The organism is Pseudomonas sp. FSL R10-1339 (genome assembly GCF_009600545.1).
GTDB classification, from domain to species: domain Bacteria; phylum Pseudomonadota; class Gammaproteobacteria; order Pseudomonadales; family Pseudomonadaceae; genus Aquipseudomonas; species Aquipseudomonas bubulae.
Genome location: NZ_WIVQ01000040.1, coordinates 1 through 25,211 on the forward strand (window position 1 = coordinate 1; position 25,211 = coordinate 25,211).

Here is a 25,211-nt window from a genome sequence, read left to right on the forward strand (position 1 = left end):
ATCCAACTCATTGAAACTCAAGGAGTTTTCCGTTTCGACTGCGCCGGAAGTGGGGCGAATTATAGACAGTTACAATTTCGAGTCAAGCATTAATCGAAACTATTGATCTGTAAGCGCCTATAGCGTGAAAAACGCCAGAAGTTGCGCACTATATTGCACATTCTCAATCAGTTAAGCATCATGCCTGCCTTAAAGCCCCTCAAACCCAGGCACACTCCGTAATGACAAAGCTCCCCCGCAACCTGATGGCGACGCTTTTCCCTGTTGGCTTGCTGCTTATTGCCATGGCTTCGATCCAATCGGGTGCATCGCTGGCTAAAAGCATGTTCCCCATCATTGGCGCCCAAGGAACAACCAGTCTGCGCCTGGCATTCGCCAGCATTATCATGTTTCTGATACTGCGCCCCTGGAGAGCCAGGCTCAGCGCAAAATCCTTAAAAACCGTGATTGTTTACGGGATAGCGCTGGGGGGGATGAATTTCCTCTTCTATATGTCATTGCGCAGCGTTCCGCTGGGTATTGCTGTGGCCCTTGAGTTCACGGGACCTTTGGCCGTGGCTATTTACACCTCCCGCCGGCCGATCGACTTCATATGGATAGGTCTGGCAATCACCGGACTGCTGCTACTCATACCCTTTGGTGAAAGCACGCAAGGAATCGACCCTGTCGGCGCGGGTTACGCGTTGAGCGCCGGGGTCTGCTGGGCACTGTACATTCTTTATGGGCAACGGGCCGGAGCGGATAATGGCGTGCAGACCGCTGCTTTAGGCGTAATTATTGCAGCACTTTTTTTCGCACCTATAGGTGTGTACCACGCTGGCGCCGCATTATTGACTCCAGGCCTGATTCCCATAGCCATTGGCGTAGCCCTTATGTCCACCGCTCTGCCCTACACACTTGAGATGATCGCCCTGACACGCATGCCAACTCGAACATTTGGCACACTGATGAGCATAGAACCCGCCTTCGGAGCACTGTCGGGCCTGTTGTTTCTGAATGAGATCTTGTCATTTACGCAATGGATGGCCATTTCCTGCATCATCATGGCTTCGATCGGGGCGACTTTAACCATGCGCAACCATTCCACACCTGTTGCTACTGACAAAAAAGGCGCCAGTTGACACAGTTATTGTAATTGACTCTCATTTAAGGGATGTTTGTCACTCCAGATTCATCAGGCCGATTCAGGATACGGACATCTACAGGGGCCACGGACAGGCAGCCTCACACATGCGTATCCCGTAAACCCGATGCAAACGCTTAAGGACAGGAATGAAACGTATTTTGGTAGCTTTAGCCGTACTTGCTTTAACCGGCTGCGCTGCAACCTCCGAAACCTCCGTCAAGCATGGCAAGCGAGGCCTGCATATCAATTGTTCGGGATTGTCCTCCTCGTGGAACAAATGCTATGCCGAAGCCGACAAGTCTTGCGGAACCAAGGGATACCGGGTGATTGCCAAATCGGGTGATGCGGCCGAAGAGCCAGGGGACTACCCGTTCGGCCTTAACCCCGCGGGTTATACCAGTCGCAGCATGATTGTCATCTGCAGGTAGTAACACCTGTTGCCATGCTGTCGACCCGACCGGCAGCATGGCATCAAGATCAGCGCTTGATCGCGACGGGTGCCGTACGAACCTGCAACCACTCCAGAGCGGCGCCTGCAAGCAGCGGACTCAAACGCTCGAGAACCTGGGCGTGGTAGCCATCAAGCCACTCGACCTCCTCACGCGTCAGCAATGATGGTTCCAGACAGCGAGTGTCAATCGGACATAGCGTCAGGGTTTCAAACTTCAGAAACACTCCAAACTCCGAATCACCCGCTTCCCGGTTCAACACCAGGTTTTCGATGCGCACCCCCCAGCGACCCGGACGGTATGTCCCCGGCTCGATCGAGGTAATCATCCCCGGCTGCATTGCCGTGTGCGGCGCCGGTGCAGCCTGATAGGCGATAACCTGTGGCCCTTCGTGCACGTTCAGGAAGTAACCGACGCCATGCCCAGTGCCGTGCCCGTAATCGACGTTTTCAGCCCAGATCGGGGCCCTGGCAATCGAGTCCAGCAAAGGCGAGAGGATGCCCTTTGGAAAGCGAGCACGAGACAAAGCGATCACGCCTTTTAGTACACGGGTGCAGTCACGTTTTTGCTCATCGGTCGGCGTGCCGACGGGAACCATGCGCGTGATATCGGTCGTGCCCCCCAGGTACTGCCCGCCCGAGTCAATCAACAGCAAGCCGTCACCTTCAATGACTGCATGTTCTTGTTCGGTGGCATGGTAATGGGGCATTGCGCCATTGGCATTAAACGCAGCAATGGTGTTGAAACTCAGTGATACAAACCCGGGACGACGGGCACGGGCCGCGGTCAGCTGTTCATCAATCGTCAGTTCGGTAATGCGCTCACGCCCAAAAGCCGTTTCCAGCCAGGCAAAAAACTCACACAGTGCAGCACCATCCTGCTCCATGGCCTGGCGAATATGAACGGCGTCATCAAGACTCTTTTGCGACTTGGACAGGGTCGTAGGGTTCAAACCCTCAACCAGCTTCACTTCAGGCTTCAGGTGGCCGATCAGCCCACAGGTCACGCGGACAGGGTCTACCAGCAACCGGGTAGTGGCCGGCAAGGACGCCAGCGCCGCATTGATCCCGGTGTAGTCGCACAGCTCTATGCCTTCGCGGGCCAGGGTGCCACGCAGTTCGGCACTGACCTTGTGCAGATCGACAAACAAGGTAGCCCGGGCCTCCTCGATTAATGCAAACGACACGAATACAGGGTTGAAAGAGACATCCGAGCCACGCAAGTTGAACAACCAGGCAATGTCATCCAGGGTTGCAATGAAATGCGCGTCTGCTTTGCGCTGCTTGAGTGTTTCGCGCAACTGCTGGAGCTTGTCGACCCGACTGACCGTCGCTTGTGGTGGCAAGTGCTCATACACCGGCTGCACCGGCAGTGTTGGCCGATCCTGCCAGACAAGGCCAAGCAAATCGATATCCGTGCGCAAGGTCGCACCGCGCTCCTTGAGCCGGCTTTCAAGGGTTCGTGCTGAAGCCAGGGCAAGAACGGCGCCATCAACGCTAACCGTTGCACCTTCTGGCGTTTGTTCAGCCAGCCACTCCAGAGGACCCGGCTGCCCGGGCAACAGTTTGACCAGTTCAATGGTGCTGCCACTGAGCTCTTTGCCCGCTTGCTCCCAGTAACGGCTGTCAGCCCACACGCCGGCGAAGGTCGGTGTGACAATCAATGTGCCCACTGAACCGTAAAAGCCTGACAGCCACTGACGGCCCTGCCAGTAGGCAGGCAAGTACTCCGAAAGATGGGGATCGGCCGAAGGCACGAGAAGCGCATGGATCCCGTGCTGGCTCATCACTGCCCGGGTGCGTTTCAAACGCTCCACAACAGACCCCGAATTCAACACCTGAGTACTCATTTATTCTCCTGCCAGTCACTGGTAATTATTATTCGTCGCTGATGATGGATCAGCCATCAAGGTTGGGCAACCGCCCAAAAAGGTGCGGGCGCTGCTACGCAAGCCTTGATTGCCTTTGCAGCTACATCGATGTCCTGCTCGCGGGTGAAGCGGCCAAGGCTCAGGCGGATGGTACGCCCGGCCTGGCGTGCATCATGCCCCAGCGCCAGCAGCACATGGGAAGGGGCATTGCTGGCCGAGTTGCATGCCGACGTTGCCGAGTACGCCAGCTCGCTACTCAAGGCAGCGCTGTTAAAGTGTCCTTCGCTGAAGGTCAGGCTCAAGGTATGAGGAATACGTTGGGTCGGACAACCATTGCATAGCAGGCCCGGCACATCGGCCAGTTGTGCAAGCAAACGCTGACGCAATTCACGAATATGCTCCAGCTCTTCGGCAAACGACTGGTTGGCCAATGCAAAAGCTGCGCCCATACCGGCAATTTGATGCGTCGCCAGCGTTCCAGAACGCAAACCGGACTCATGCCCACCACCGTGAATCTGCGCCTGCAAGCGATCCTGTGCCCGCGAGCCCACATACAACGCGCCGATACCTTTGGGGCCATAAATCTTGTGCCCCGAAAACGACATCAGATCGACGGCCCACTCATTCAGGTCGATGGCTACTTTGCCTGCACCTTGCGCAGCATCTACGTGAAACAACGCACCATGCTCGCGCACGCGACGGCCAATCTCCGGGATGTCATTCACCGTCCCCAGTTCATTGTTGACCAGCATCAGCGACACCAGCAGCGTATCTGCCCGCAGGGCGGCGCTGACCTGATCGGCGCTGACAAGCCCGTTGGCATCAGGTGCCAGGTAGGTCACGTCAAAGCCTGCATCCTGTAAAAAACGCGCGGTATCCAGCACCGCTTTGTGCTCGATCTGGCTGGTGATGATATGGCCGCGCAACTGGCCACCGGCCTGTGCCACACCTTTCAGGGCCAGGTTGTTGGACTCGGTAGCGCCCGAGGTCCAGATGATCTGCTCCGGCCTGGCATTGATCAGTTGCGCGACCTGCTCTCGGGCCAGTTCTACCGAATGCCGGGCTTGCTGACCAAAGACGTGGGAGCCGGAAGCTGGATTGCCAAAGTTGCCTTCAAAGCCCAGGCATTCGACCATCACCTGGATGACACGAGCGTCCACGGGAGTGGTGGCCGCGTAATCGAAATAAAGAGGTCGCTTGTTCATTGTTCAAATCCACTGAGCGCTTTCCTGAATCAGGGCGTCCCTGATTGAGGATTAATGAGACCACTTGAAAATGCGGCCGTTAGAAATAACTGATTGAGCCGGGTGAAAACAGGTAAATAAGAGAAAACCCTCCCAGGCTCAATCCTAAATTAAGGAGGCCTGGAAAGCAGTGTCTTATAAAGCGCTAAAAACAGGTCGCGATGCAAGTCCGATATGCAATATCGATATATAAATATGGAATTAGGTTAGTTTACGGAATAACAAAATAACTTTATAAAGCTGCCTCCGGCTTTCCTTTTGTGGGCAGAGCCCCTGTTAAAAGGAGCTGTCAATGCAGCTTTTAACATTACCTGCCACCCCGGCACTGGCCACGTCCATACGCGCCACGGCCCAAGTATTTGAAGACCCAGCGTCCAAAGCGCTGTTGACGCACTTGCAACAAATTGCCCCCAGTGATGCCAGTGTGCTGATCATTGGAGAAACCGGCACCGGCAAGGAACTCGTTGCACGCCATATCCATCAGCTCAGCCACCGGCACCAGCAGCCATTCGTGGCGGTCAACTGCGGGGCGTTTGCCGAGTCACTGGTTGAGGCTGAGTTGTTCGGCCATGAAAAAGGTGCTTTCACGGGCGCCCTGAGTGCAAAATCCGGCTGGTTTGAAGAGGCCGATGGCGGCACGTTGTTTCTGGATGAAATCGGCGACTTGCCGCTGGCCATCCAGGTCAAGCTGTTGCGCGTCCTGCAAGAACAAGAGGTTGTGCGGCTGGGTTCGCGCAAAAGCACCCCGATCAACGTTCGGGTGCTGGCTGCCACCAACGTCAACCTGGAGCAGGCCATCGATGCCGGACATTTCCGCGAGGATCTCTATTACCGCCTGAATGTTGTCAGCCTTGCGTTGCTGCCCTTGCGCGAGCGACCTGGAGATATTCTGCCGCTGGCCCGCCACTTCCTGAAAACCTATCGCCAACGCCTGCCCCACGGGCCAACGGCCCTGAGCGAGTGCGCCGAGCAAGTCCTGGTGCATCACCCCTGGCAGGGCAATATTCGCGAGCTGGAAAACGTCGTGCACCACAGCCTGCTGCTGTGCCGCAACCAGACCATCACGGTGCAGGACCTGCGCCTGTCCCAGTCACGCAGCAGGCGCCAGGACTTGCCGACGCAACAACCGGTTCAACACACTACCCGGGATCTGTTGCAGCGCGCATTTCGCAAGCTTTTCGAAGAAGAACCGGGAGCCCTGCATGAAACCGTCGAAGACGCCCTGCTGCGCAGCGCTTATGAATTTTGCCATCACAACCAGGTGCACACGGCCAAATTGCTGGGCTTGAGTCGCAACGTCACCCGCACCCGGCTGATCAAGCTCGGTGCACTATCAGTCAACGTCCGGCGGATGGATGCCGACGCTCTCGTCTATTAATAGAACACCCGCTGACGCAATTGCCTGACCGTAGCGCCAAACGATCCCCATGATCGTTCATGGCGCCGTCGGGCAATCACAAAAGCCCTATCGCCGCTGTTCTCGCTTATCGGTAAGATGACGTCCTTCCCGCGCGCCTGCGCTGTACGTCCCGCCGAATTAAGTCGATCCCATGCCTTTTGAACTCAGCGTAGATTTGACCACCCTCGCCATTCTGGCCGCCGTTGCTTTTGTTGCCGGTTTTATCGATGCCATCGCAGGTGGTGGCGGCTTGCTCACCACCCCTGCCCTGCTCACCGCAGGCTTGCCGCCACATCTTGTGCTGGGGACCAACAAACTCAGTTCGACCTTCGGCGCAGCCACGGCGAGCCTTACCTTCTACCGTCGCAAACTGTTCCATCCCCGCGAATGGAAGCTGGCCATTTTCGGCACCCTGGTCGGCAGCCTGATTGGCGCAACTGCCGCCCATTACATGCCCGCAGAATGGCTCAACAAGATGCTGCCGGTGATTGTCTTCGGTTGCGGGATTTACCTGTTGTTTGGCGGCACCCCAAAAACACCTGTCGACAACGACGCGCCGATCAAAAAGAAATGGCAATTGCCGCAGGGTCTGGGCCTGGGGTTCTATGATGGCGTGGCCGGCCCGGGCACCGGTGCGTTCTGGACTGTCAGCAGCATGCTGATGTACCCCATCGATCTGGTGAAGGCCAGCGGTGTGGCCCGCAGCATGAACTTCGTCAGCAACATTGCAGCGCTGTCGGTGTTTATCTTTTCCGGGCATGTGGACTGGATAATCGGCCTGACCATGGGCTTTGCAGTGATGGTCGGCGCTTACTTTGGCGCCCGCAGCGCGATCAGCGGCGGCGCCAAGTTTATTCGTCCGGTATTTATTACCGTGGTCCTGGGCCTGACCGTGCGCCTAGCCTGGCAGCACTGGTTCGGCATGGCCTAAGCGCCGCGCCACATACAGGTCGATAAGATAACGCGCAATCGAGCGCGACGCCGGCAACGGCGGTAATTGATGCACATTGAACCACTGCGCATCTTCTATCTCATCGGCCTGGGGCACAATCTCGCCCCCGGCATATTCCGCGTGAAACCCCAGCATCATCGAGTGCGGGAACGGCCAGCACTGGCTGCCCACATACTGGATGTTCCTGACCTCCAGCTGCACTTCTTCGCGCACTTCACGAATCAGGCAATCCTCGGCCGACTCGCCTGGCTCGGCGAAGCCCGCCAGGGTGCTGTAAACCCCCGGCACAAAGCGCGGCGAACGGGCCAGCAGCACTTCATCACCCCGGGTAATCAATACGATCATGCTCGGCGATATGCGCGGGTAACTGCGCAAGTCGCAGGTTGCGCAGTACATCGCCCGCTCCCCGGACACCTGCGTCATGGCCTGCCCGCAACTGCCGCAAAAACGATGTTCACGAGCCCAGGTGCCGATTTGCGCGGCATAACCCAGCACTTTATAAAGCGTGTGGTCGTCGCCCAGCATAAAGGCGCGCAAGCCCTGCCAATGGCAGCCCTCTACCTGAGCGGCACCCTTGAGCTCCAGCAAATATACCGGCTCGCCGTCGAGGTGGCCGATGCCATGCTCGGCCAGTACCGGCAAGTTCTGGCGTTTGAGCCATTCGCGAGGGAACAGCGGGCCATTGTCATCATTCAGAAAACCGTCGGGGCCGCGCGCCACGGCCCAGCCGCCAGTCAGGTCTGTATCCAGTACTGCCGTGATCCAACGCGGTGTCATCAAGTGATCCTTGTTCAGGTTACAAAGCCTTCAATCGAGAAATTCGGGTTTCTGCTTGCTCATATGCGCGGTCATTGCCAGGCGCAGATCGCTGGATTGCAGCATCGCAGCATTCCACGTCGCAACATATTCCAGGCCATCCTCCACTCGGTGATCGCGCATATAGCCGATCATCTGCTTGGTGCCAGCAATGGCAATCGGCGATTTACTGGCGATTTCCTGGGCAATCGCCATAACGCCCTCAAGCAACGCCTGTTGATCACTGTAGACCCGGTTTACCAGGCCGATGGCGCGAGCTTCATCTGCCGCGACCATTCGCCCGGTATAGGCCAGCTCGCGGAGCATGCCATCACCGATGATACGCGGCAGGCGTTGCAGTGTCCCGACATCGGCGGCCATGCCCATATCGATTTCCTTGATCGAGAACTGTGCATCTTCAGCGGCGTAGCGCATGTCGCAGGCGGCAATCAGGTCTATCGCCCCGCCAATACAATAACCCTGAACCGCTGCCAGAACTGGCTTGCGGCACTGGTCGACGGCAGTGAACGAGGCCTGCATTTGCAGGATTTTTCGTCGCAGCATGCGGGCGTTGCGCCCCACATCCTTGCCCATTTCATTGGCCACCGACGCCAGCAGCATCAGGTCGATGCCGGCCGAGAAATGCTTGCCCGCCCCACTGAGCACCACCACGCGCACCGCGTCAGTTTCATCAATCCACTGGAAGATATCGATGATTTCGGACCAGAACGCAGCATTCATCGCATTGACCTTTTCAGGTCGATTGATCTGTACATGGGCGATATTGCCGTTCAACTCAACCTGAAAAGCCTGGTAATCGGACATAACCTGAATCCTTTGCGGGGCGCCGTCGCCGGCCGATAAGCGGCGGACTATAACAAGGCTTGCAGGCTGCAGGCAGGCCGCGATCACGCCAAAATACGGACAAAACGACCTGTCACAGCCCCCTTCAGCGCGTCAGGATAAACCGCTCGATCGCCTGGGCAACGCCATCTTCAGTATTGCTGCCGGTGACATGCATCGCCTGCTCGCGAATAGGCGCATCGGCCTGGCCCATGGCAATCGACAGCCCGGCACGCTGGAACATGGCCGGATCATTGCCGCCATCACCAATCGCCACCGTGCGCTCAAGAGGCACACCCAGGTGTTCGGCCAGCGTGGCAAGGGCATCGCCTTTATTGGCCCTGAGCGCGGTGATATCAAGATAACGGGCCTGGGAGCGGCTGGCAGAGGCCTCCCCATGCAATAACTGCTGCAAACGCTGCTCCAGCTCGACCAACAAGGGTGCATTGCCGGTAGTGGCCACGATCTTGTCCACCCGGTGCAGGTAGGGTTCAAAACTCTCGACTACCAGCGGGGCATAACCCAGGCCCTGCTGCTCGTGGGCAACCATCGGCCCCGTCGGGTCGCGCAACAGCCACTCATCGTCGGCAAACACCCAGACCTCAACGTCATGCCCGGCCAAAAACTCGAGTGTCTTGAGTACGGCCTGGTACGGCACATGGTGGGACTGCAGCACGCTGCCATCGGCGTTGACCAGCACCCCGCCATTGAACCCGGCAGTCGGCAGCTCAACCCCCAACTGCCGGATATAATCGCGCATGGCCCGTGGCGGGCGGCCGGTAGCCAGGGTGAAATGAATGCCGGCGGCCTGCAGCGCCTTGACTGCCGCCAGGTTGCGCGGGCTGATACTGTGATCAGGTAAAAGCAGGGTGCCATCCATGTCACACAACACCAGCTCAATCGGGTTTTGCTTCACGTCACTCATCCTATGTTGAGCCAGACACGCCCATCGCGACCCAGCAATTCTTTAGCGGCCTCAGGACCGTCTTCACCGGCCTTGTACGGTTGCACGTCCGTTTGTTCCTGCCACGCGTCCAGAAAAGGTTGCACACCCCGCCAGCCGTTTTCAATGTTGTCCGCACGTTGAAACAAGGTCTGGTCGCCAGTAAGGCAGTCGTAGATCAAGGTCTCGTAGCCTGTTGAAGGCTGCATTTGGAAAAAGTCCTTGTACGCAAAACCCAACTCGATATTGGCCATTTTCAGCCCCGGTCCGGGTTGCTTGGCCTGCAGGTCAAACCACATGCCTTCATTGGGCTGGATCTGGATCCGCAAATAGTTGGGCTGCAACCGTTCAACGTCGGTGTCACGGAATTGCGCATAAGGCGCAGGCTTGAAGCAGATGGCGATTTCAGTGTCCCGCGCACTCATGCGCTTGCCGGTGCGCAGATAAAACGGCACGCCCACCCAGCGCCAGTTGTCGATCATCACCTTGAGCGCGACAAAGGTTTCGGTAGTGCTGTCTGGCGCCACATTGTTCTCTTCGCGATAACCCACGACCGGCTTGCCGCCGGACTCACCCTGAGTGTACTGCCCGCGCACCGAGTTCTTCAGCGCATCTTCTTTGGACCAGGGGCGGATTGCGCCAATCACCTTGGCCTTTTCACCGCGCACCGCATCGGCACCAAAGGCCGCAGGGGGCTCCATCGCGACCATCGCCAGCAGTTGGAACAGATGGTTGGGCAACATGTCGCGCAAGGCGCCGGTGTGTTCGTAAAAACTGCCACGTGTCTCAACCCCGACGGTTTCTGCCGCCGTGATCTGCACATGGTCAATGTAATGATTGTTCCAGAAAGCTTCGAAAAGCCCGTTGGAGAAACGGCTGACCAAAATGTTCTGGACGGTTTCCTTGCCCAGGTAATGGTCAATCCGGTAGATCTGCTTCTCGCTCATGACGCTCAGCAGGCATTCGTTCAATGCCTGGGCTGTTTGCACGTCAGAGCCAAAAGGTTTTTCAATGACTACCCGGCGAAAAGCCTCCGGGGTTTCCTTGAGCAACCCGCTGGCGCCCAGCCGCTGCACGACTTCGCTGAAAAAGCGCGGTGCAGTAGCCAGATAGAACACCGCATTGGCGGTGCCACTGGCGAAAATCTTCTGTTCCAGCGCCGCGTAGGTACTGTCATCGAGAAAATCGCCCTGCACATAGCTGATGTTCTTCGCCAGCGAGGCCCATAGAGCGGCATTCAAGCCCTCGCCGTCAGGATGATCCACTTTGCTGGACGCTTCATTGCGAATGAAGTCTTCCAGCTTTTTGGCAAATCCCTCATCACTGATCGCATTGTGGTCGACGCCCACAATGCGCAGGCCACCGTCCAGTAAACCATCACGACTCAAGTTGTACAGCGCCGGCATCAGCAAGCGCTTGACCAGATCACCGTGGGCACCAAACAAAAACAGAGTGGTGGGCGGCGCAGGCTTGGCATCAGGTTTACTGGACAGATCGGTCATTTTTTAGGCGTCTCCACGTGGCCGCCGAAACCAAAGCGCATGGCTGACAACAATTTGTCGCCATAGAGGCTTTGCTGGCGTGAACTGTAGCGGGCAAACAGGGCTTGCGACAACACTGGCACCGGGGTCGACTGCTCCATTGCGGCCTCGATGGTCCAGCGGCCTTCGCCACTGTCTGCGACGGCGCCCGAGTAGCCATCCAGCGGCTCATCAGTGGCCAGAGCATCGGCGGTCAAATCCAGCAACCAGGAAGACACCACGCTGCCACGACGCCAGACTTCAGCGATATCACCCAGGTTCAGGTCAAAACGCTGCTCTTCAGGCAGGTTTTCACCACCTTTCATCTTCATCAGGTTGAAACCTTCGGCGTACGCCTGCATCAAGCCGTACTCGATACCGTTGTGCACCATTTTGACGAAATGGCCAGCGCCAGCCGGGCCAGCATGGATGTAACCACGCTCGGCACGGTCATCGTCAGAGGTGCGATCCTTGGTCCGCGCAATATCGCCCATGCCTGGCGCCAGCGCTGCAAACAGCGGGTCCAGATGTTTCACGACAGCGCTGTCTCCGCCGATCATCATGCAATAACCGCGCTCCAGGCCCCACACGCCGCCCGATGTACCCACGTCAACGTACTGGATGCCTTTCTCGGCCAGCGACTGCGAACGACGAATGTCATCCTTGTAGAAGGTGTTGCCGCCATCAATGATGATGTCATCGGCGTCCAGCAACTCGCTCAAAGTCTCGATGGTGTCTTCGGTCGGCGCACCGGAAGGCAGCATGACCCAGACAGCACGGGGTTTGGCCAGGCCTGCGACCAGCGCTGGCAAATCGGCAACGGCGGTGGCGCCTTCCTGTTCCAGAGCGCTGACAAAGTCGGTATTGCGGTCAAAAACCACGGTTATATGCCCATTGAGCATCAGACGCCGCGCGATATTCCCGCCCATACGGCCCAATCCAATAATTCCCAACTGCATGTACTGTTGCTCCCAACGACAAATAAATAGGTGTACAGCACCTCGGTGCAGCATTGCCCAAGGTGCCCGATCAGGATCAGCCCTGACACATGCTGCATAGTTTCGCACAAGCTGGAGGGCAGATTCCCGATTCAATACACTCAACAGACGGACGAAGCAGTAAAGACTGCAAAAAACGTAACATTTTCAAGGTGCGACAAAACCGATCCATCTCCACCAGCCCGATCATGGGTGACAAAGTTTTCACATCCCCTTGGCGATACTTAAACACTTTGTGACTGCCCACTCTTGAGGCAGTACTCATGTGCTGTGCCTGGCTACATGGCACTGACCATTCAAGTAGTTATCAGCTGGAGCGCTGTATGGGGATGTTTAAACGCAGTAATACATCTGCGAAGGGATTCGATTGGGCAGGCCTTGGCTGGCTGTTCCTGTTCTTTTGGTATTTTTCCGGCATTACCCAACTGCTTATCCAGCTGACTGGCACTTCCGGGTTCTCAGGCTTTCGCCAAGCCTTTGTGATGAGTGCCATCTGGCTGGCCCCGATGCTGATGTTTCCCAGGCACACCCGGGCAATGGCGGCGGTCATTGGTGTCGTGCTGTGGGCCTGTTCGATGGCCAGCCTGGGCTACTTCTTTATCTATCAACAGGAATTCTCGCAAAGCGTCATCTTCATCATGTTCGAGTCGAACATCTCTGAAGCTGGCGAATACATGACCCAGTACTTTGCCTGGTGGATGGTGCTGGCATTCCTGGCACATACCGCCTTTGCGGTGTTTCTGTGGACCCGCCTGCGCCCGGTGTATTTGCCGCGCATGCAGGCCTGGGCTGCAGCGGTGGCCATATTGGTGGCGGTTATCGGCTACCCGCTGGTCAAACAGACGATCAAGCACGACAACCTGGCCACGGCCATGGAAAGCTTCGAAAGCCGTGTTGAACCTGCAGTACCGTGGCAGATGTTAGTAGCTTATCGCCGCTACCTGGAGCAACTAGACAACATGCAGGGCATGCTCGCCAGCGTCAGCAAGATCCCGCCGCTGACCAACCTCAAGGACAACGAGGCCGGCAAGCCGACTACCCTGGTACTGGTCATTGGCGAGTCCACCAACCGCCAGCGCATGAGCCTGTATGGTTATCAGCGCGAAACCACGCCAAACCTCGACAAGTTGCGCGATCAACTGGCCATTTTCGACAACGTGGTGACACCGCGGCCCTACACCATTGAAGCGCTGCAACAAGTGCTGACCTTTGCCGACGAAGAAAACCCCGACCTGTACCTGAGCACCCCGTCACTGGTCAGCGTGATGAAGCAAGCCGGTTACAAAACCTTCTGGGTCACCAACCAGCAGACCATGACCAAGCGCAACACCATGCTCACGACCTTCTCCGAGCAGGCTGACCAGCAGGTTTACCTCAACAACAACCGCAACCAGAACGCCCGCCAATATGATGGCGACGTGATTGAGCCCTTCAACAAGATCCTGGCCGACAGCGCCCCGCGCAAGCTGATCGTGATTCACCTGCTCGGTACGCATATGAGCTACCAGTACCGTTATCCACCGACCTTTGACAAATTTGTCGACCGTAGTGGCGTACCCGCCGGTTTGAGCGATGCACAAGTACCCACCTACAACAGCTACGACAATGCCGTTCTGTACAACGATTTTGTTGTATCGAGCCTGATCAAGGACTTTGCCAAGACCGACCCCAATGGTTTCCTGCTGTACCTGTCGGACCACGGTGAAGACGTGTTCGACTCGGTCGGCCACGCGACGCTGGGCCGCAACGAGGCCAAGCCGACAGCCCCGATGTACACCATTCCGTTTATGGCCTGGGCCTCGCCCAAGTGGCGTGAAAACCATGCCTGGAATTTTGCTGCCGACCTCGGGCGACCTTACAGCAGCTCGCAGTTTATCCACACCTGGGCAGACCTGGCGGGCCTCAGTGCCGACGAACTGGACGACAAGAAAAGCCTGGTCAGCGACACGTTTGTCGCCCGCCCGCAGCTGATTGGCGACCCCTACTCGCGCCCACAAAAGGCCTTGATCGACTTCAGCCTGATCAAGCCAAAACAGCCCGCCCCTGCCAACGTGGTCCAGCAATAATCAACGTGCGGGGCGCACGGCGCGCCCCGCAGGTTTCCGACACTTCTTTACAAATAATTCTCTTTTCGCCTAACTCCGCGCCTTGTCATTCGTTTGAAGCACTGAACAACTTCATAACAACGACAAGGAGTCGGCAGCGATGTTCGCGCCAATCACCCGTTCCATGACCCTCACCCTCGGCCTCATCAGCAGCGCCGCATGCCCGCAATTACTGGCGGATACCGAGCAGGAAGAGGTCAAGAAAACGACCCGCTCACTGGAGCTGGGCACCACCAGCGTCACAGCCCAGGGCCTGGGTGCCACCACAGAAAATACCGGTTCCTACACCACGGGCTCGACCAGTACCGCGACCAAACTCAACTTGAGCATTCGCGAAACTCCGCAGTCGATCTCGGTCGTCACCCGTCAGGAAATGGACGACTTCGACCTCAACACCCTGACCGAAGCCATGCGCCATACCACAGGCATTGTGGTACAGCACAACGACTCGGACCGGGTCAGCTACTCGTCCCGCGGCTACACCATCAATAACTTCCAGATTGACGGCATGCTCAACACCTTCAGTTTTATGAAGACTGATGCCGACACCATTATCTACGACCGTATTGAAGTAGTGCGCGGCGCCACCGGCCTGACCACCGGCGCGGGCGACCCGTCGGGCACCATCAACATGATCCGCAAACGCCCCACCCACCAGTTGCAGGCCAAGGCCGGTGCTTCGGGCGGCAGCTACGACAACTATTACAGCTATGTCGATGTGGGCGGCCCGCTGGCCTTCGACGGCCGCCTGCGCGGGCGCACGGTGCTGGCCTATCGCGACAGCAAATCGTTTCGCGATATCTACGCCCTCAAGCGCGAAGTGGCTTACGGCATTCTGGAAGCCGACCTGAGCGACAGCACTGTTCTGGCCGTGGGTTACGACTACCAGGACAAGCAGGTAAAGGGTTCTTCCTGGGGCACCACACCTTACTGGACCGGCTCGGGCGACAAAGCCAATTTCGGGCGCTCAACCAACCTGGCGACTTCCTGGAGTTCATGGCCGATGAAGGACAAAACCGCCTTCGCCACCCTCGACCAGCAATTGGTCAATGACTGGCGCCTCAAAGCAGCCTACACCCATCGCACCAGCGACGCTGAAGGTAAGGTTTATTACGCCGGCGGCGGCTTCCCCAACCCCGATGGTACGGGCATGTCGGCCTATGCCAGCCACTTTATCGGCGAAGAGAAGATGAGCGCCGTTGACGTCAATATCTCGGGCACCTACCCCTTGTTCGGGCGTGATCACGAGTTGATGGTGGGTTATGGCCAGGCCAAGAACGACAACACCTCGCCCCTGATGGTTGACCTCAACCCGGACGACTACTACAACATCCCCAATTGGCAAGACATGAGCGCGATTCCCAAATATCAGGATTTCAATACCGGTATTGAAGGGACTCACGACGTCATCAAGCAGAAATCCGGCTACCTGGCCACGCGTTTTAACCTGACCGATCAATGGCATGCCGTACTGGGCACCCGGTATGGCAGCTGGCAAAGCTCCAGCACCAACTTCCCTGCCCCGAAAGTCAGCCAGACCCAAAACGATGTGATTACGCCTTACGCCGGCGTGCTGTATGACTTCACCGACGAGTTGACGGCCTACGCGAGTTATACCGACATCTTCAAGCCAACCACCAGCAAGGACGCCAGCAACTCCTACCTTGAGCCGGTGGTGGGCAGCAACTATGAGCTGGGGCTGAAGGGTAGCTTCTTGCAGGAGCGCCTCAACCTGTCGACGGCGGTGTTCTGGAGCAAGCAGGACAATGTGCCGGAAATCGATGACTCAGTACCACGCGGCCCCAAGGGCGAGGAATATTACAAATCCGGCGGCAAGGGCAACAAGATCAACGGTTTCGAAGTCGAGCTGGCCGGTGAAGTGATGCGCGACTGGAATATGCTTGCAGGCTACACCTACACCCATTCGCGCAACGCCGCAGGCCAGCGCATGAATACTGCAGCGCCTTTGAACATGCTCAAGATTTCGAGCACCTACCGCCTGCCTGGGGACTGGAATGCAATGACCGTGGGGGCGGCCGTCAACTGGCAAAGCGATATCTATCGTGCCGCCAATCGCCCGACCGGCGAGAAAAATGACAAAGGCAACCCGATTACCTTCAAGGAAGACATCACTCAGAAGTCCTACACCCTGGTCGACCTGATGGCCCGCTACAAGTTTGACGAACACGTCTCGGCATCCCTGAACGTCAAAAACCTGTTCGATGAAAAGTACTACGAAAACGTAGGTTTCTATAACGGCGTGTTCTGGGGTGATCCGCGGACGGTGAGCGTTGGCCTGGAGTGGACACTGTAGGCAGAGGAGGCAAACCTTGTAGCTCGTCAACTGCTACAAGGTTTTTCTACAGTTACAAATATTTGTTCCAGAACAGCATGCGCCCGTGCGCCGGGTCGAGCTGGCCATCGCTGAAGCCGAATTTGCGATAGGAACCTTGCGCCACAGGGTTGCCCTCGAGTACTTCGAGGGTGATCTTGCAGCAGCCGCGTTCGCGGGCGATGTCTTCCACCTTGAGCAACATCTTCTGGCTCAGGCCCAGACCGCGAAACGTATCGACCACCGACACATCATGCACATTGACCAGGGGTTTGCCGGCAAAGGTGGAAAAGCCTTCAAAGCAGTTAACCAGACCCGCCGCCTCACCATTGACGAACGCCAGTACGCTGAAGGCATGAGGGCGCCTGGCAAGCTCTGCCGGCAAGTGCGCCAATACCGTTTGCGACAACGCTTCACCTCCGCCCATCGGGTCCCGGGCGTAGTGATTCAACACGTCCCTTAACGCCTGGGCATGAACCGGGTTGGTATAGTCTGCTTGCACTACGACGACATCCGACATTACGGGTTTTCCTTGACGAGTCCGGGCATTGGTTTGTTGGAACAACGCCAGACCTTATCGCGGCCCCGGCAATGCAGACAAGTGCCTGTTTCAGGGGTTGGCAGAAACATCCAGCATCGGCATCACACTGGCAAGCTGATTCACAAAACTGTCGGCATCCGTGTAAATCAGTACATGCCGAAACTGCGAGTTGTCCTTGCGATATTCGACCTCATCCGCAATAACCTCACCTGCCATTTTCTGACTGATCAACAACACATCATATTCATTGGTGGGTGCTGCCTTCAGGCTTACCAGCGCCTCGCCATGGTACAAAGGCGCGATCCGGTAATAGCCCAGAATATTAAGAGCCCTTTCTATTTTCAGAGCCTCGTTCGGGTCTGCATCGGCAATCAGTATTCGTAAAGATTTTGTTGGCATTGCAGCCTCGTCATCCATGTGATTGATTAGCTTGAGCATGATGTTCAAGTTCGTCAGCCAACTGCTCCATACTGCTGTGAAGTGCATCGACCGCGACGGTGAGTTCTTCTGATTTTCCGGACTGGCAAACCGCTTCCAGTTGTTCGCAACACTCAATCAGCTTCCTGGCCTGAATAAGTCTGCCCCCTCCTTTGATGCCATGGGCCAGGGCAGCCAGGCCTGCGTAATCATCTTTCAAAAAGAGTTCGATCAGGGCAGTGAGATCGAGACGATTTCTTGTAGAAAGCTCTGCAAGAAGTGTATGAATCATCTGCTCATCACCCTGACTCAACTGTTTAAGATACGTCAGATCAATCTTATCGCCTTGATCAGATTCATCGGCATCGGTATATATCAGGTTCTGCGCCTGACCAGTTGCCAGGCAGGCGCTCAAGTCTTTCAGGCTGATGGGCTTGAACAGGCATTGATCCATTCCCGCATCGAGACAACGCTCAACTTCGCCGGGCTGTGCGTTCGCAGTAAAACCAAAAATCTGGCAAGGGGCCTTTCCCAGCTGCGCCTCTTCGGCTCGTATTGCCTGGGCCAACTGATAGCCATTGATGACCGGCATCGAGCAATCAGTAATTACCAGGTCGAAAGCCCCCTGCCGCCACGCCTTGAGGCCCAGCTCGCCATTCTCGGCGTCTGACACACGGTGCCCCAGATAGCTGAGTTGCTGGGCCAGCAGCATCCGGTTAGCCGGATAATCATCCACGACCAGAATGTTCAGCGACCGGGTAATGGCCGGGGCTTGCTCGAGGGCGTCTGCAGCTTGCTCTTCATGTTCAAGCAGAGGCACTACCATCATGATCTCAACTTGGGTGCCCAGCCCCTCAACACTGCTGAGGTGCAACTGACCTCCCATCATTTCGCAGAGCTCACGGCAAATCACCAGGCCCAGGCCTGAGCCCTGACGCGCAGATTGCGTGTTGTTACTGGACTGAACAAAAGGGTTGAACAGCAGGCTCTGGTCTTCCTCAGAAATACCCACACCGGTGTCCTTCACGCGCAAACAGATCGCTGTATGCTGCGCATCTGCAGCCAGCCCCAATGTCAATATCAGCCGGACCTCCCCCGTGTCCGTGAACTTGATGGCATTACTCAGCAAATTGGAAACGATTTGCTTGAAGCGTATCGGATCAATCAGCACATCCACATCCGCTGCCGGGCTCGATTCACAGACCAGGCTCAATTGCTTCTGCCGCGCCAGCCCATCAAACATTCGTGCCACGGCTTCTACCAGCGACTTGATATTTGAGCGTTTGGGGTGCAATGAAAGATGACCGGACTCAATGCGCGCGATATCCAGAATATCGCCAATCAAATCGAGCAACTCGTGGGCCGAGACTGAGGCCACTTCGATTGCGAAACGATCAATAACGCCTTGGTCGGCCTTTTTCATGGCCAATTCGAGCATGCCAATGACCGCAATCAGCGGGGCTTTTTGTATAAAATGCTACAATCCAGTGTTTCCGGGGCTTTGAGAGCATTATGACCGTCAAAAAATCACTGCCGAGGGCGTTCTCTGACGTGTTCAGAGACGATGAGACAATCAACGTGTACAGCTACATACGTTTTTCGTCCAAAGCTCAAAAATTAGGTTTTAGTGAGGTTCGACAGCTTGAACAACTCAATCGCTTTTTCGAGCAGTACCCTACCGCTCGACAGGTCGAACGGTACGAAGACCTCGGTGTCTCAGCGTTCAAAGGCAAAAATCTAAAAAGTGGTCAGCTCGCAAAATTTGTTGAACGTATCAAGTCAAAAGAAATTCTGCCGAACGCTTTGCTTTTAGTCGAGTCATTCGACAGGATTAGTCGAGTCGGCGGGTATGACGCATTAGAGCTTATTATCTCAATCATTCAAGCGGATTGCGGAATCTATACATTGTTCGATAATCGACTTTATTCAAAACGAAAAAAAGATAGCAGTGTTGATATAAGTCTTATTCAAAACATTCTTGAACGTGCGAATGATGAGAGTAGAAATAAAAGCGACCGTATTTCAGACGCAAAAGCCCGAAACCTTTTAAAGGGCGAGAACGGCGGCATTATAACTAAGCGCTGTCCTTTCTGGGTTGACTATGCAGATGGAAAATTCGTTTTAAACGAACACGCCGAAGCCGTAAAGCGTGCCACAGAGTTATGCTTTGATATTGGGTTTCAATCTATTGCCAAAGAGCTTAATCAAGAGGGGTATCCTAGAAAATATTCAGCCAAGACAATAAGCAACATTCTTCATCAGCATGCAATATACGGTTCATATATTGCCATGGAGTGGGATGCAGGGAAGCCAATACAAATTAAGAAAGAGATAAAAGGCTATTATCCCGCCCTTATCAGTGAATCAGAGTTTCACAGGATTAGCGCAAAGCTCAAAGAACGGCAAGACCCATCACTAGCAGGTCGAAAAGCACAAGAGTTCAGAAATATTTTGCGTGGTTTGGTCTTTTGTAAGTGTGGTTCAACGTTTCGCTATCACTCACAAAAGAGTTTATATGTAGATTTGGTCTGTCTTGCTTCGACCGTAGGAAAATGCTCATATGCAACGCCCGGAAAAGGCGTTAGGCATAGGTATGCACTTGTAGAGTCAATATTTCTAGCCTATCAATCACTAATCCCATTTCACCAAATAATCGTCAAAACTGATGATATTAAAGCACTTGAAAAAGAGCATGAGGAAATTTCAGGATTAATAATCCTGAAAGAGAAAGCGTTAAGTAGTAATTTTGCCATTCTCGAAAAATCCTCTGAAAGCGCTCAAAAATATATTTTGAGTAGGATTAATGAGGTTAGTCATGAGCTAGACAAGCTGAAAATAGATGAGCACAAACTAAGCCTTAAAATAAGCTCAATGCATTTAGCAAGCAAGTCCGACTTTAATGTTGTAGAAATTTACCGCCTCTTGCTAACTGAAAGAGGACGCATAAAGATAAATAATTTTCTTCACTCGCAAAAAATCAAACTCATTATCAATCCAATCAAAAAGAAATTCTTTGAGCTTGATATTTACCATAATGAGGAAAAACTAGATACGATTGACGTTACGCCGGACGGTTACACCGCTCGATATAAACCCCATCTGAAATGACGCATATCCAGCCCTAAAACGCACCAAAACAAGTTTTGGCACCTTTTGAGGCTCCGACTAAAAGCAGTAAAGCAATGCCCGAACAAATTCGGGCAGGCTGGACAAATCCAGCCAAAAGCAGACCTGACAAATCAGGTCGAGCTGAACAAGTCCAGCTTAAAATCAAAAGCATTAATCCAAATGCTAATATTTATGTGTGGCCTCTTTTAACCCGTTGGGCTTACTACCACACTTAACTTCGTTAAGACGCTTCGCTTGCGGTAGTAAGCACGGGTTCCTTGCCGGAATGGCAGAAGCAAAAGCAAAGCAGCGCCAATATAATAATCAATATGAGGACAAAATGAATGACAAAAAAATCACGTCAATGATATTCAAGACATTGAACTATACGAATGAAATCAAGAAAGTATCCACAAATGGACATGGCGGTCGCCGTCAGTTGTTCAAGAGTCTGCGCCACTCTCTGCGCATACCAGCAAGCCAACCGAAAAAACTTGAATGGTTCGATGAGCAATCTCATCTTAACCTAATCTGGCTTCCTGAAACTGGCACAACTAAACTTGACGACTACCCGAAAGAACAGAGAGAAGCACTGCTTGCAAAAATTGCAGACGAAGCAGAAGCACCAACTATCGTAAACGACAACAGGTCTGAATTACTGGAACTAAGAAGCAAGTTAAAAAACAAAGCCAAGAACGCAAGCAAGAAAGAAACAGATGAAAGTAGCATTATCGCTTTTCAAAACATACTCAACGCAAAAGGTATTGTTGACACAGAGCATCTTTTGTCTGACCTTGACCAGTTCGAGATAAAAAGAAAAGCTCAGAAAATCGACACAGCAAGAAAGTTTCTTGAATGCCACAATGAGATTGAGCGTGGCCCGAAAGCGCTTATCAGAAAAAACCAAGCTGTTATTCAAGAGGCTTTCTTTAAATTCCCTTCTAAAAATGAAGTGTCGGGAATTAGCGCCGAAGGTCGTATTGACCTAATAAAAGACTTCTACCAGCAAGTTTTTCCAGACTACCCCATTCATTTCATCGTGCTGCATGGAGATGAAGACGTTAATCTAAAAGACCATAGCGACCATCCTCATATTTTTATCTCAACCAAGAATAACAAGACTGGGCGTTATGACTTACGTGAAACGCAAATCAAAAAAGTTAACTCCTACCTAAAAAAGCATCGCCCAGGAACAGAATTGATTGGCGAGACACCTGATTTCTTGGAGTCGCAATTACTATTTGGATATTTACAGGATATGTTTTACGCATACACGAACAATAGGCTATTGAAAAACACACCCTTTTACGCAAAAAAAAACGAGAAGACAGAGGGGCATATGAACACGCTCCGCCACATTAATGGCGAAGCTAAAAAGCCAAAATCAGAACGTGCATTTAATCTTTATGAGTTGGTAAAAATCAAAAAAGCAGAAGCCGAAAATGCTTTGAACCTCGCACAAGAAAAAAAACATGAAGTTACTCACTATGTCCATAAAGCCCAAAAATACGTCAAAGCACAGATGACCAAAGCAGATGACGCCATAGAACGTCAGAGGCTCGCAGAGCAAGCCACAGCCGAGGAACATGAACAGGCAACCGCCTATCGTCGTAGTTCAAGTCATTATAAACAAAGTATCGCAGATGGCAGTGCAGAGCATGCGAGAATTCAAGCAGAGATTGCATCTCAAAGAGCGGAGTTAAAACTCTTCAAAACACATCTATCAAATTTGGTAGACGGTATTGTAAATTGGATTGATGAACTTTTCTCTTCAAGACGCAAAGACATAGAAGATAAGTGTTTGGAGCGAGCGAGAGAGGCATTTAATCGAGTGCGTGAGAATGATAATACAAAAGAATTGCTTTTTACAAAAAAAGCAGAGGATGAAGTAAATCAGCAACTAGGTATTCTTGCGAAATACAAAGAGTTATTTCCAGACTTACCCGAAGTCGAAGACATCAGACTCCTAATCACGAAAATAAAGCCTTAATAGCGAAACTGATGCATGAACCACCAAAAGGTGGCTTTGTGCCGCTTTTTTAAAACATGTCTATTTTGCTTCCGTCATATATTATTTAAGGCTTTTAGCCTCTCGGTCTCAGTTTTGGCTGTATAAGCTAATGACAGCTCAGAGTCATTCCAATAAACAGTAAACTCAGTTAAATATCTACCGTGCAGGTCTTTAACGATTTTCTGAACATCGAATTTATTTGATGCATCCCTATTTGACTTGAAGTTTTTAACTAGAACTTCACTATTTATCGTTTTGCCGCAAAATTCAAATGCCAATCGCTGTGCCAGCGTTTGCGAGAAATCATAGACCTCCTGCATTTCTAAATACTTGATGAATGAAATTATAGAGGTTTGCCTCCATCGTCTTTTCAGACCTGAAATTTTTCCGCCAATTACGCCAAGCACCTTTCTCCTTTCTGAATAGTCCATATTTTTCTCAGTTGTTTAAAACATCATAACATACTGCCTTAGTGATATATGACCAAAGCCGAATATAGGCATATATGACGGAGGCAAAACAAGGAGCACAAAAAACCACCCGAAGGTGGTTTTCTTATAACACAGTGTTTCTGATGAATTTACATTGCAGCATTTATTCGCTGCTTATTTTCGCCAAGTCAATGCCATTTGACAATACCTGTATCTTTATTTCTTTTGCGACTGGTGCTTTAACTGCTTTCCCTGATGTTAATTCAACGTAGTTAACAACTGCATTTGTACCAACAAGCTTGATGCTTTTAAGCACAAGAGACTTGCTGGCGCTTGCTTTGGCCGTGATATTGCCATTGCCTACTAGTTTATCTATCGAGCGCGGGAGAACTATTTTAACGTCTGAATTACCTGCCCCAACAACTGATTGGAACTTGCTGATAATGAAACTAATCTTTTTGGCATCATATGAGCCATTGCTCAAATCATCTATATTTATAGTTAATTTGTGGCGTTCTTTACCAGTCCAGCCATCCGTAGCCAAATTATTTAAGTGCGTGCTAAGCGAGTCATCGGCCATTAATCGTGATGATGTGAAGTGCATATTACCTAACAGTCCTGTAACTTTCTCAGGCGCTACCGGCGTAGAATTATCCACTGCACCTTGCGCAGCACAAGTATTATCTAAAATCTCCCAGCCACCATAAGGATAAGTGACCTCAGACTTACTGTTTATGGCTTTATAGCGGTAATAGTTTTTAGAGCCGGTTTCACCTGGCTCACAAATTCCAGCTTTGTACTCTATTGATAAGTCGCTTATTGTAGCCGTGCAGGAAGTTGCATCTACGGACTTAATATTGAATACGGTATTTGTCTTCATTGAGACTGAATTGTAAGACGAAACATACTCTCCATAATTATATACAGAACCTGTGTAGCTTCCGGCTACTGCTCCATAATATGAATCGCAGGAAACCTCTTCAACTCCATCTTTTATCTCAGTATCTTGTGTCGGTACGAGAACGCAAGTTTTTGATACGTCAGACCAGCCAGAGACATTCTTAGTCGAACCGTCAGTCCAAACGTCATAGGTTCTTTTCTGCTGAATAGCACCTATCTGTCCTTCGGGACAACTCAAAGTCCTGTATTCTGTTGTGGTACTCTTGTACGCAGGCCCTGAGATTACACACGTATTTGAGATTACTTTCGCACTGCCCCAATAAATGCTTGGGTTATTACATTTCACTCCTCCTTGGTTCTGAAATGTAGTTTCCAAGGTTAAAGAACCTATTTGCCCAGCAGGACACGCTGCGATTTTAGTACATGTAGTTCGTACGGTTCCTCCATCGGCATAAACTTGTGGCAGGGCGAGAGAGAACGCCAAAGCGATTACTGTTATTATTATTTTCATTTTTAATACATTTGGGTATACCTTAATTGTATCACGCAAACGAAAAAAGGCGTTCCACTCAATATGGCTCGCCTATTTGCATAAACTATGGTTTTACTTTTTTGCTAGTACTGGTGTTTCCTTGCTTGTAGCCGTGTCAGGATTTTTGACTAGCTTGTAGTCCTTCCAGACGAACATAGGGGGCTTAGTATTTTTAACTGCGCTACCGCCACCGTTATTCGGATTGCCGCTACCGTTCCCACCAGCCAAGGCGCTGAATGAAATCATGGTGCTAATAACTAAAACAAAACAATTAAACCTTTTCATAATAAATACCTTCTTATATGTATAGAGTTACATTTTTCAAGTGAATGTAAATAGCAGACTTCTGAGACAAAGTTAGTTACCAAATGCGCCACGTATGGTTGAACGTATAGAACTGGATACTTGGCTTTTAGCGGTGTTGCTTGCTTCTTTGACCATATCCTCAAGAAAGGACGAGCCTTCATCTGCGTCGGTTTGCTGAGCCGTTCCAGTGGTGCTGGTAACGCTTCCTGCGTTGGATTGGTTCTGCTGTGGAAGGAGCGACCCTGCCTGCTGCTGCAATTCTGCACAGCCGGTCAATCCTACGACTCCGAGTCCTAACAGCACTGACATAACTCTCTGTTTCATAAGGTAATCCATTGCCAATCCAACCGAACCACTCGACTAGACAAAACGTGACTATACGAGAATTG

Annotated in this window: 22 protein-coding genes; 8 read left to right on the forward strand and 14 right to left on the reverse strand. The window is 52.8% G+C overall.

The features are described from left to right. Positions 1-221 precede the first annotated feature (221 nt). Together rhtA and GHO03_RS13510 are read left to right on the forward strand one after the other, a co-directional pair. A complete protein-coding gene (gene rhtA / locus GHO03_RS13505; protein ID WP_095019288.1) occupies positions 222-1,121 on the forward strand; it encodes a threonine/homoserine exporter RhtA in 900 nt (299 codons plus the stop codon). Positions 1,122-1,272: 151 nt separating this feature from the next. After that, positions 1,273-1,554 (forward strand): hypothetical protein, encoded by a 282-nt coding sequence (locus GHO03_RS13510; RefSeq protein ID WP_095001639.1) that lies wholly within the window; start codon positions 1,273-1,275, stop codon positions 1,552-1,554. A 49-nt stretch (positions 1,555-1,603) separates the two neighbouring features. On the opposite strand, the gene GHO03_RS13515 is transcribed toward GHO03_RS13510, so the two are convergent. Beyond that, positions 1,604-3,424 carry an aminopeptidase P family protein gene (locus GHO03_RS13515; RefSeq protein ID WP_095001640.1) on the reverse strand — a complete coding sequence of 607 codons (1,821 nt, stop codon included), beginning with the start codon at positions 3,422-3,424 and terminating at the stop codon, positions 1,604-1,606. Positions 3,425-3,480: 56 nt separating this feature from the next. Then, positions 3,481-4,650, reverse strand: a complete 1,170-nt coding sequence (locus GHO03_RS13520) for a cysteine desulfurase family protein (protein ID WP_153400016.1) — start codon at positions 4,648-4,650, stop codon at positions 3,481-3,483. 331 nt (positions 4,651-4,981) lie between these two features. Here GHO03_RS13520 and GHO03_RS13525 point away from each other — a divergent pair, with 331 nt between their 5' ends. Both GHO03_RS13525 and GHO03_RS13530 read left to right on the forward strand, forming a co-directional pair. Then, positions 4,982-6,067: a sigma-54-dependent Fis family transcriptional regulator gene (locus GHO03_RS13525; protein ID WP_095019291.1), complete on the forward strand. Its 1,086-nt coding sequence runs from the start codon at positions 4,982-4,984 to the stop codon at positions 6,065-6,067. Between the two features lie 172 nt (positions 6,068-6,239). Beyond that, positions 6,240-7,019, forward strand: a complete 780-nt coding sequence (locus GHO03_RS13530) for a TSUP family transporter (protein WP_095001643.1) — start codon at positions 6,240-6,242, stop codon at positions 7,017-7,019. On the opposite strand, the gene nudC is transcribed toward GHO03_RS13530, so the two are convergent. The 5 genes from nudC to gnd all read right to left on the reverse strand — a co-directional run bounded on the left by nudC (position 6,987) and on the right by gnd (position 12,100). Further along, the gene (nudC, locus tag GHO03_RS13535; protein ID WP_150629370.1) at positions 6,987-7,817 is read right to left on the reverse strand and encodes an NAD(+) diphosphatase; all 831 of its coding nucleotides are present in this window, start codon (positions 7,815-7,817) and stop codon (positions 6,987-6,989) included. The genes GHO03_RS13530 and nudC overlap by 33 nt on opposite strands. A 30-nt stretch (positions 7,818-7,847) precedes the next feature. Beyond that, positions 7,848-8,660, reverse strand: coding sequence for a crotonase/enoyl-CoA hydratase family protein (locus GHO03_RS13540; protein ID WP_153400018.1), 813 nt, complete (start codon positions 8,658-8,660; stop codon positions 7,848-7,850). Between the two features lie 124 nt (positions 8,661-8,784). Then, positions 8,785-9,603, reverse strand: coding sequence for an HAD family hydrolase (locus GHO03_RS13545; RefSeq protein WP_153400021.1), 819 nt, complete (start codon positions 9,601-9,603; stop codon positions 8,785-8,787). Next, positions 9,600-11,123: a glucose-6-phosphate dehydrogenase gene (gene zwf, locus GHO03_RS13550; protein ID WP_095020881.1), complete on the reverse strand. Its 1,524-nt coding sequence runs from the start codon at positions 11,121-11,123 to the stop codon at positions 9,600-9,602. The genes GHO03_RS13545 and zwf overlap by 4 nt, the downstream gene beginning before the upstream one ends. Beyond that, positions 11,120-12,100, reverse strand: coding sequence for a phosphogluconate dehydrogenase (NAD(+)-dependent, decarboxylating) (gene gnd / locus GHO03_RS13555; protein WP_153400023.1), 981 nt, complete (start codon positions 12,098-12,100; stop codon positions 11,120-11,122). Before gnd ends, zwf begins: the two co-directional genes overlap by 4 nt. Before the next feature lie 362 nt (positions 12,101-12,462). Between gnd and GHO03_RS13560 the strand changes: the two genes are divergently transcribed. Both GHO03_RS13560 and GHO03_RS13565 read left to right on the forward strand, forming a co-directional pair. Next, positions 12,463-14,205: a phosphoethanolamine transferase CptA gene (locus GHO03_RS13560; protein WP_095001648.1), complete on the forward strand. Its 1,743-nt coding sequence runs from the start codon at positions 12,463-12,465 to the stop codon at positions 14,203-14,205. A 139-nt stretch (positions 14,206-14,344) separates the two neighbouring features. After that, entirely contained in the window at positions 14,345-16,558 is a 2,214-nt protein-coding gene (locus tag GHO03_RS13565) for a TonB-dependent siderophore receptor (RefSeq protein ID WP_095019293.1), read from the forward strand. Positions 16,559-16,610: 52 nt separating this feature from the next. On the opposite strand, the gene GHO03_RS13570 is transcribed toward GHO03_RS13565, so the two are convergent. From GHO03_RS13570 to GHO03_RS13580, 3 genes are all read right to left on the reverse strand, one after another. Then, complete coding sequence (locus GHO03_RS13570) at positions 16,611-17,096, reverse strand: GNAT family N-acetyltransferase (protein ID WP_095019294.1); 486 nt, start codon at positions 17,094-17,096, stop codon at positions 16,611-16,613. Positions 17,097-17,186: 90 nt separating this feature from the next. Next, the gene (locus GHO03_RS13575) at positions 17,187-17,555 is read right to left on the reverse strand and encodes a hypothetical protein (RefSeq protein ID WP_232527641.1); all 369 of its coding nucleotides are present in this window, start codon (positions 17,553-17,555) and stop codon (positions 17,187-17,189) included. Then, on the reverse strand, positions 17,527-18,972 hold the full coding sequence (locus GHO03_RS13580; protein ID WP_256668575.1) for an ATP-binding protein: 1,446 nt from the start codon (positions 18,970-18,972) through the stop codon (positions 17,527-17,529). The genes GHO03_RS13575 and GHO03_RS13580 overlap by 29 nt, the downstream gene beginning before the upstream one ends. Before the next feature lie 74 nt (positions 18,973-19,046). On the opposite strand from GHO03_RS13580, the gene GHO03_RS13585 reads away from it, so the two are divergent. Both GHO03_RS13585 and GHO03_RS13590 read left to right on the forward strand, forming a co-directional pair. Next, on the forward strand, positions 19,047-20,642 hold the full coding sequence (locus GHO03_RS13585; RefSeq protein ID WP_153400026.1) for a recombinase family protein: 1,596 nt from the start codon (positions 19,047-19,049) through the stop codon (positions 20,640-20,642). A gap of 286 nt (positions 20,643-20,928) precedes the next feature. Then, positions 20,929-22,632: a hypothetical protein gene (locus tag GHO03_RS13590; RefSeq protein ID WP_153400028.1), complete on the forward strand. Its 1,704-nt coding sequence runs from the start codon at positions 20,929-20,931 to the stop codon at positions 22,630-22,632. A gap of 74 nt (positions 22,633-22,706) precedes the next feature. On the opposite strand, the gene GHO03_RS13595 is transcribed toward GHO03_RS13590, so the two are convergent. The 4 genes from GHO03_RS13595 to GHO03_RS13610 all read right to left on the reverse strand — a co-directional run bounded on the left by GHO03_RS13595 (position 22,707) and on the right by GHO03_RS13610 (position 25,146). After that, positions 22,707-23,084, reverse strand: a complete 378-nt coding sequence (locus GHO03_RS13595; protein ID WP_153400031.1) for a hypothetical protein — start codon at positions 23,082-23,084, stop codon at positions 22,707-22,709. Positions 23,085-23,247: 163 nt separating this feature from the next. Beyond that, positions 23,248-24,495 carry a hypothetical protein gene (locus GHO03_RS13600; protein WP_153400033.1) on the reverse strand — a complete coding sequence of 416 codons (1,248 nt, stop codon included), beginning with the start codon at positions 24,493-24,495 and terminating at the stop codon, positions 23,248-23,250. Positions 24,496-24,588: 93 nt separating this feature from the next. Beyond that, complete coding sequence (locus GHO03_RS13605; protein ID WP_153400035.1) at positions 24,589-24,801, reverse strand: hypothetical protein; 213 nt, start codon at positions 24,799-24,801, stop codon at positions 24,589-24,591. A 72-nt stretch (positions 24,802-24,873) separates the two neighbouring features. Next, positions 24,874-25,146, reverse strand: coding sequence for a hypothetical protein (locus tag GHO03_RS13610; protein WP_153400038.1), 273 nt, complete (start codon positions 25,144-25,146; stop codon positions 24,874-24,876). Positions 25,147-25,211: the final 65 nt, after the last annotated feature.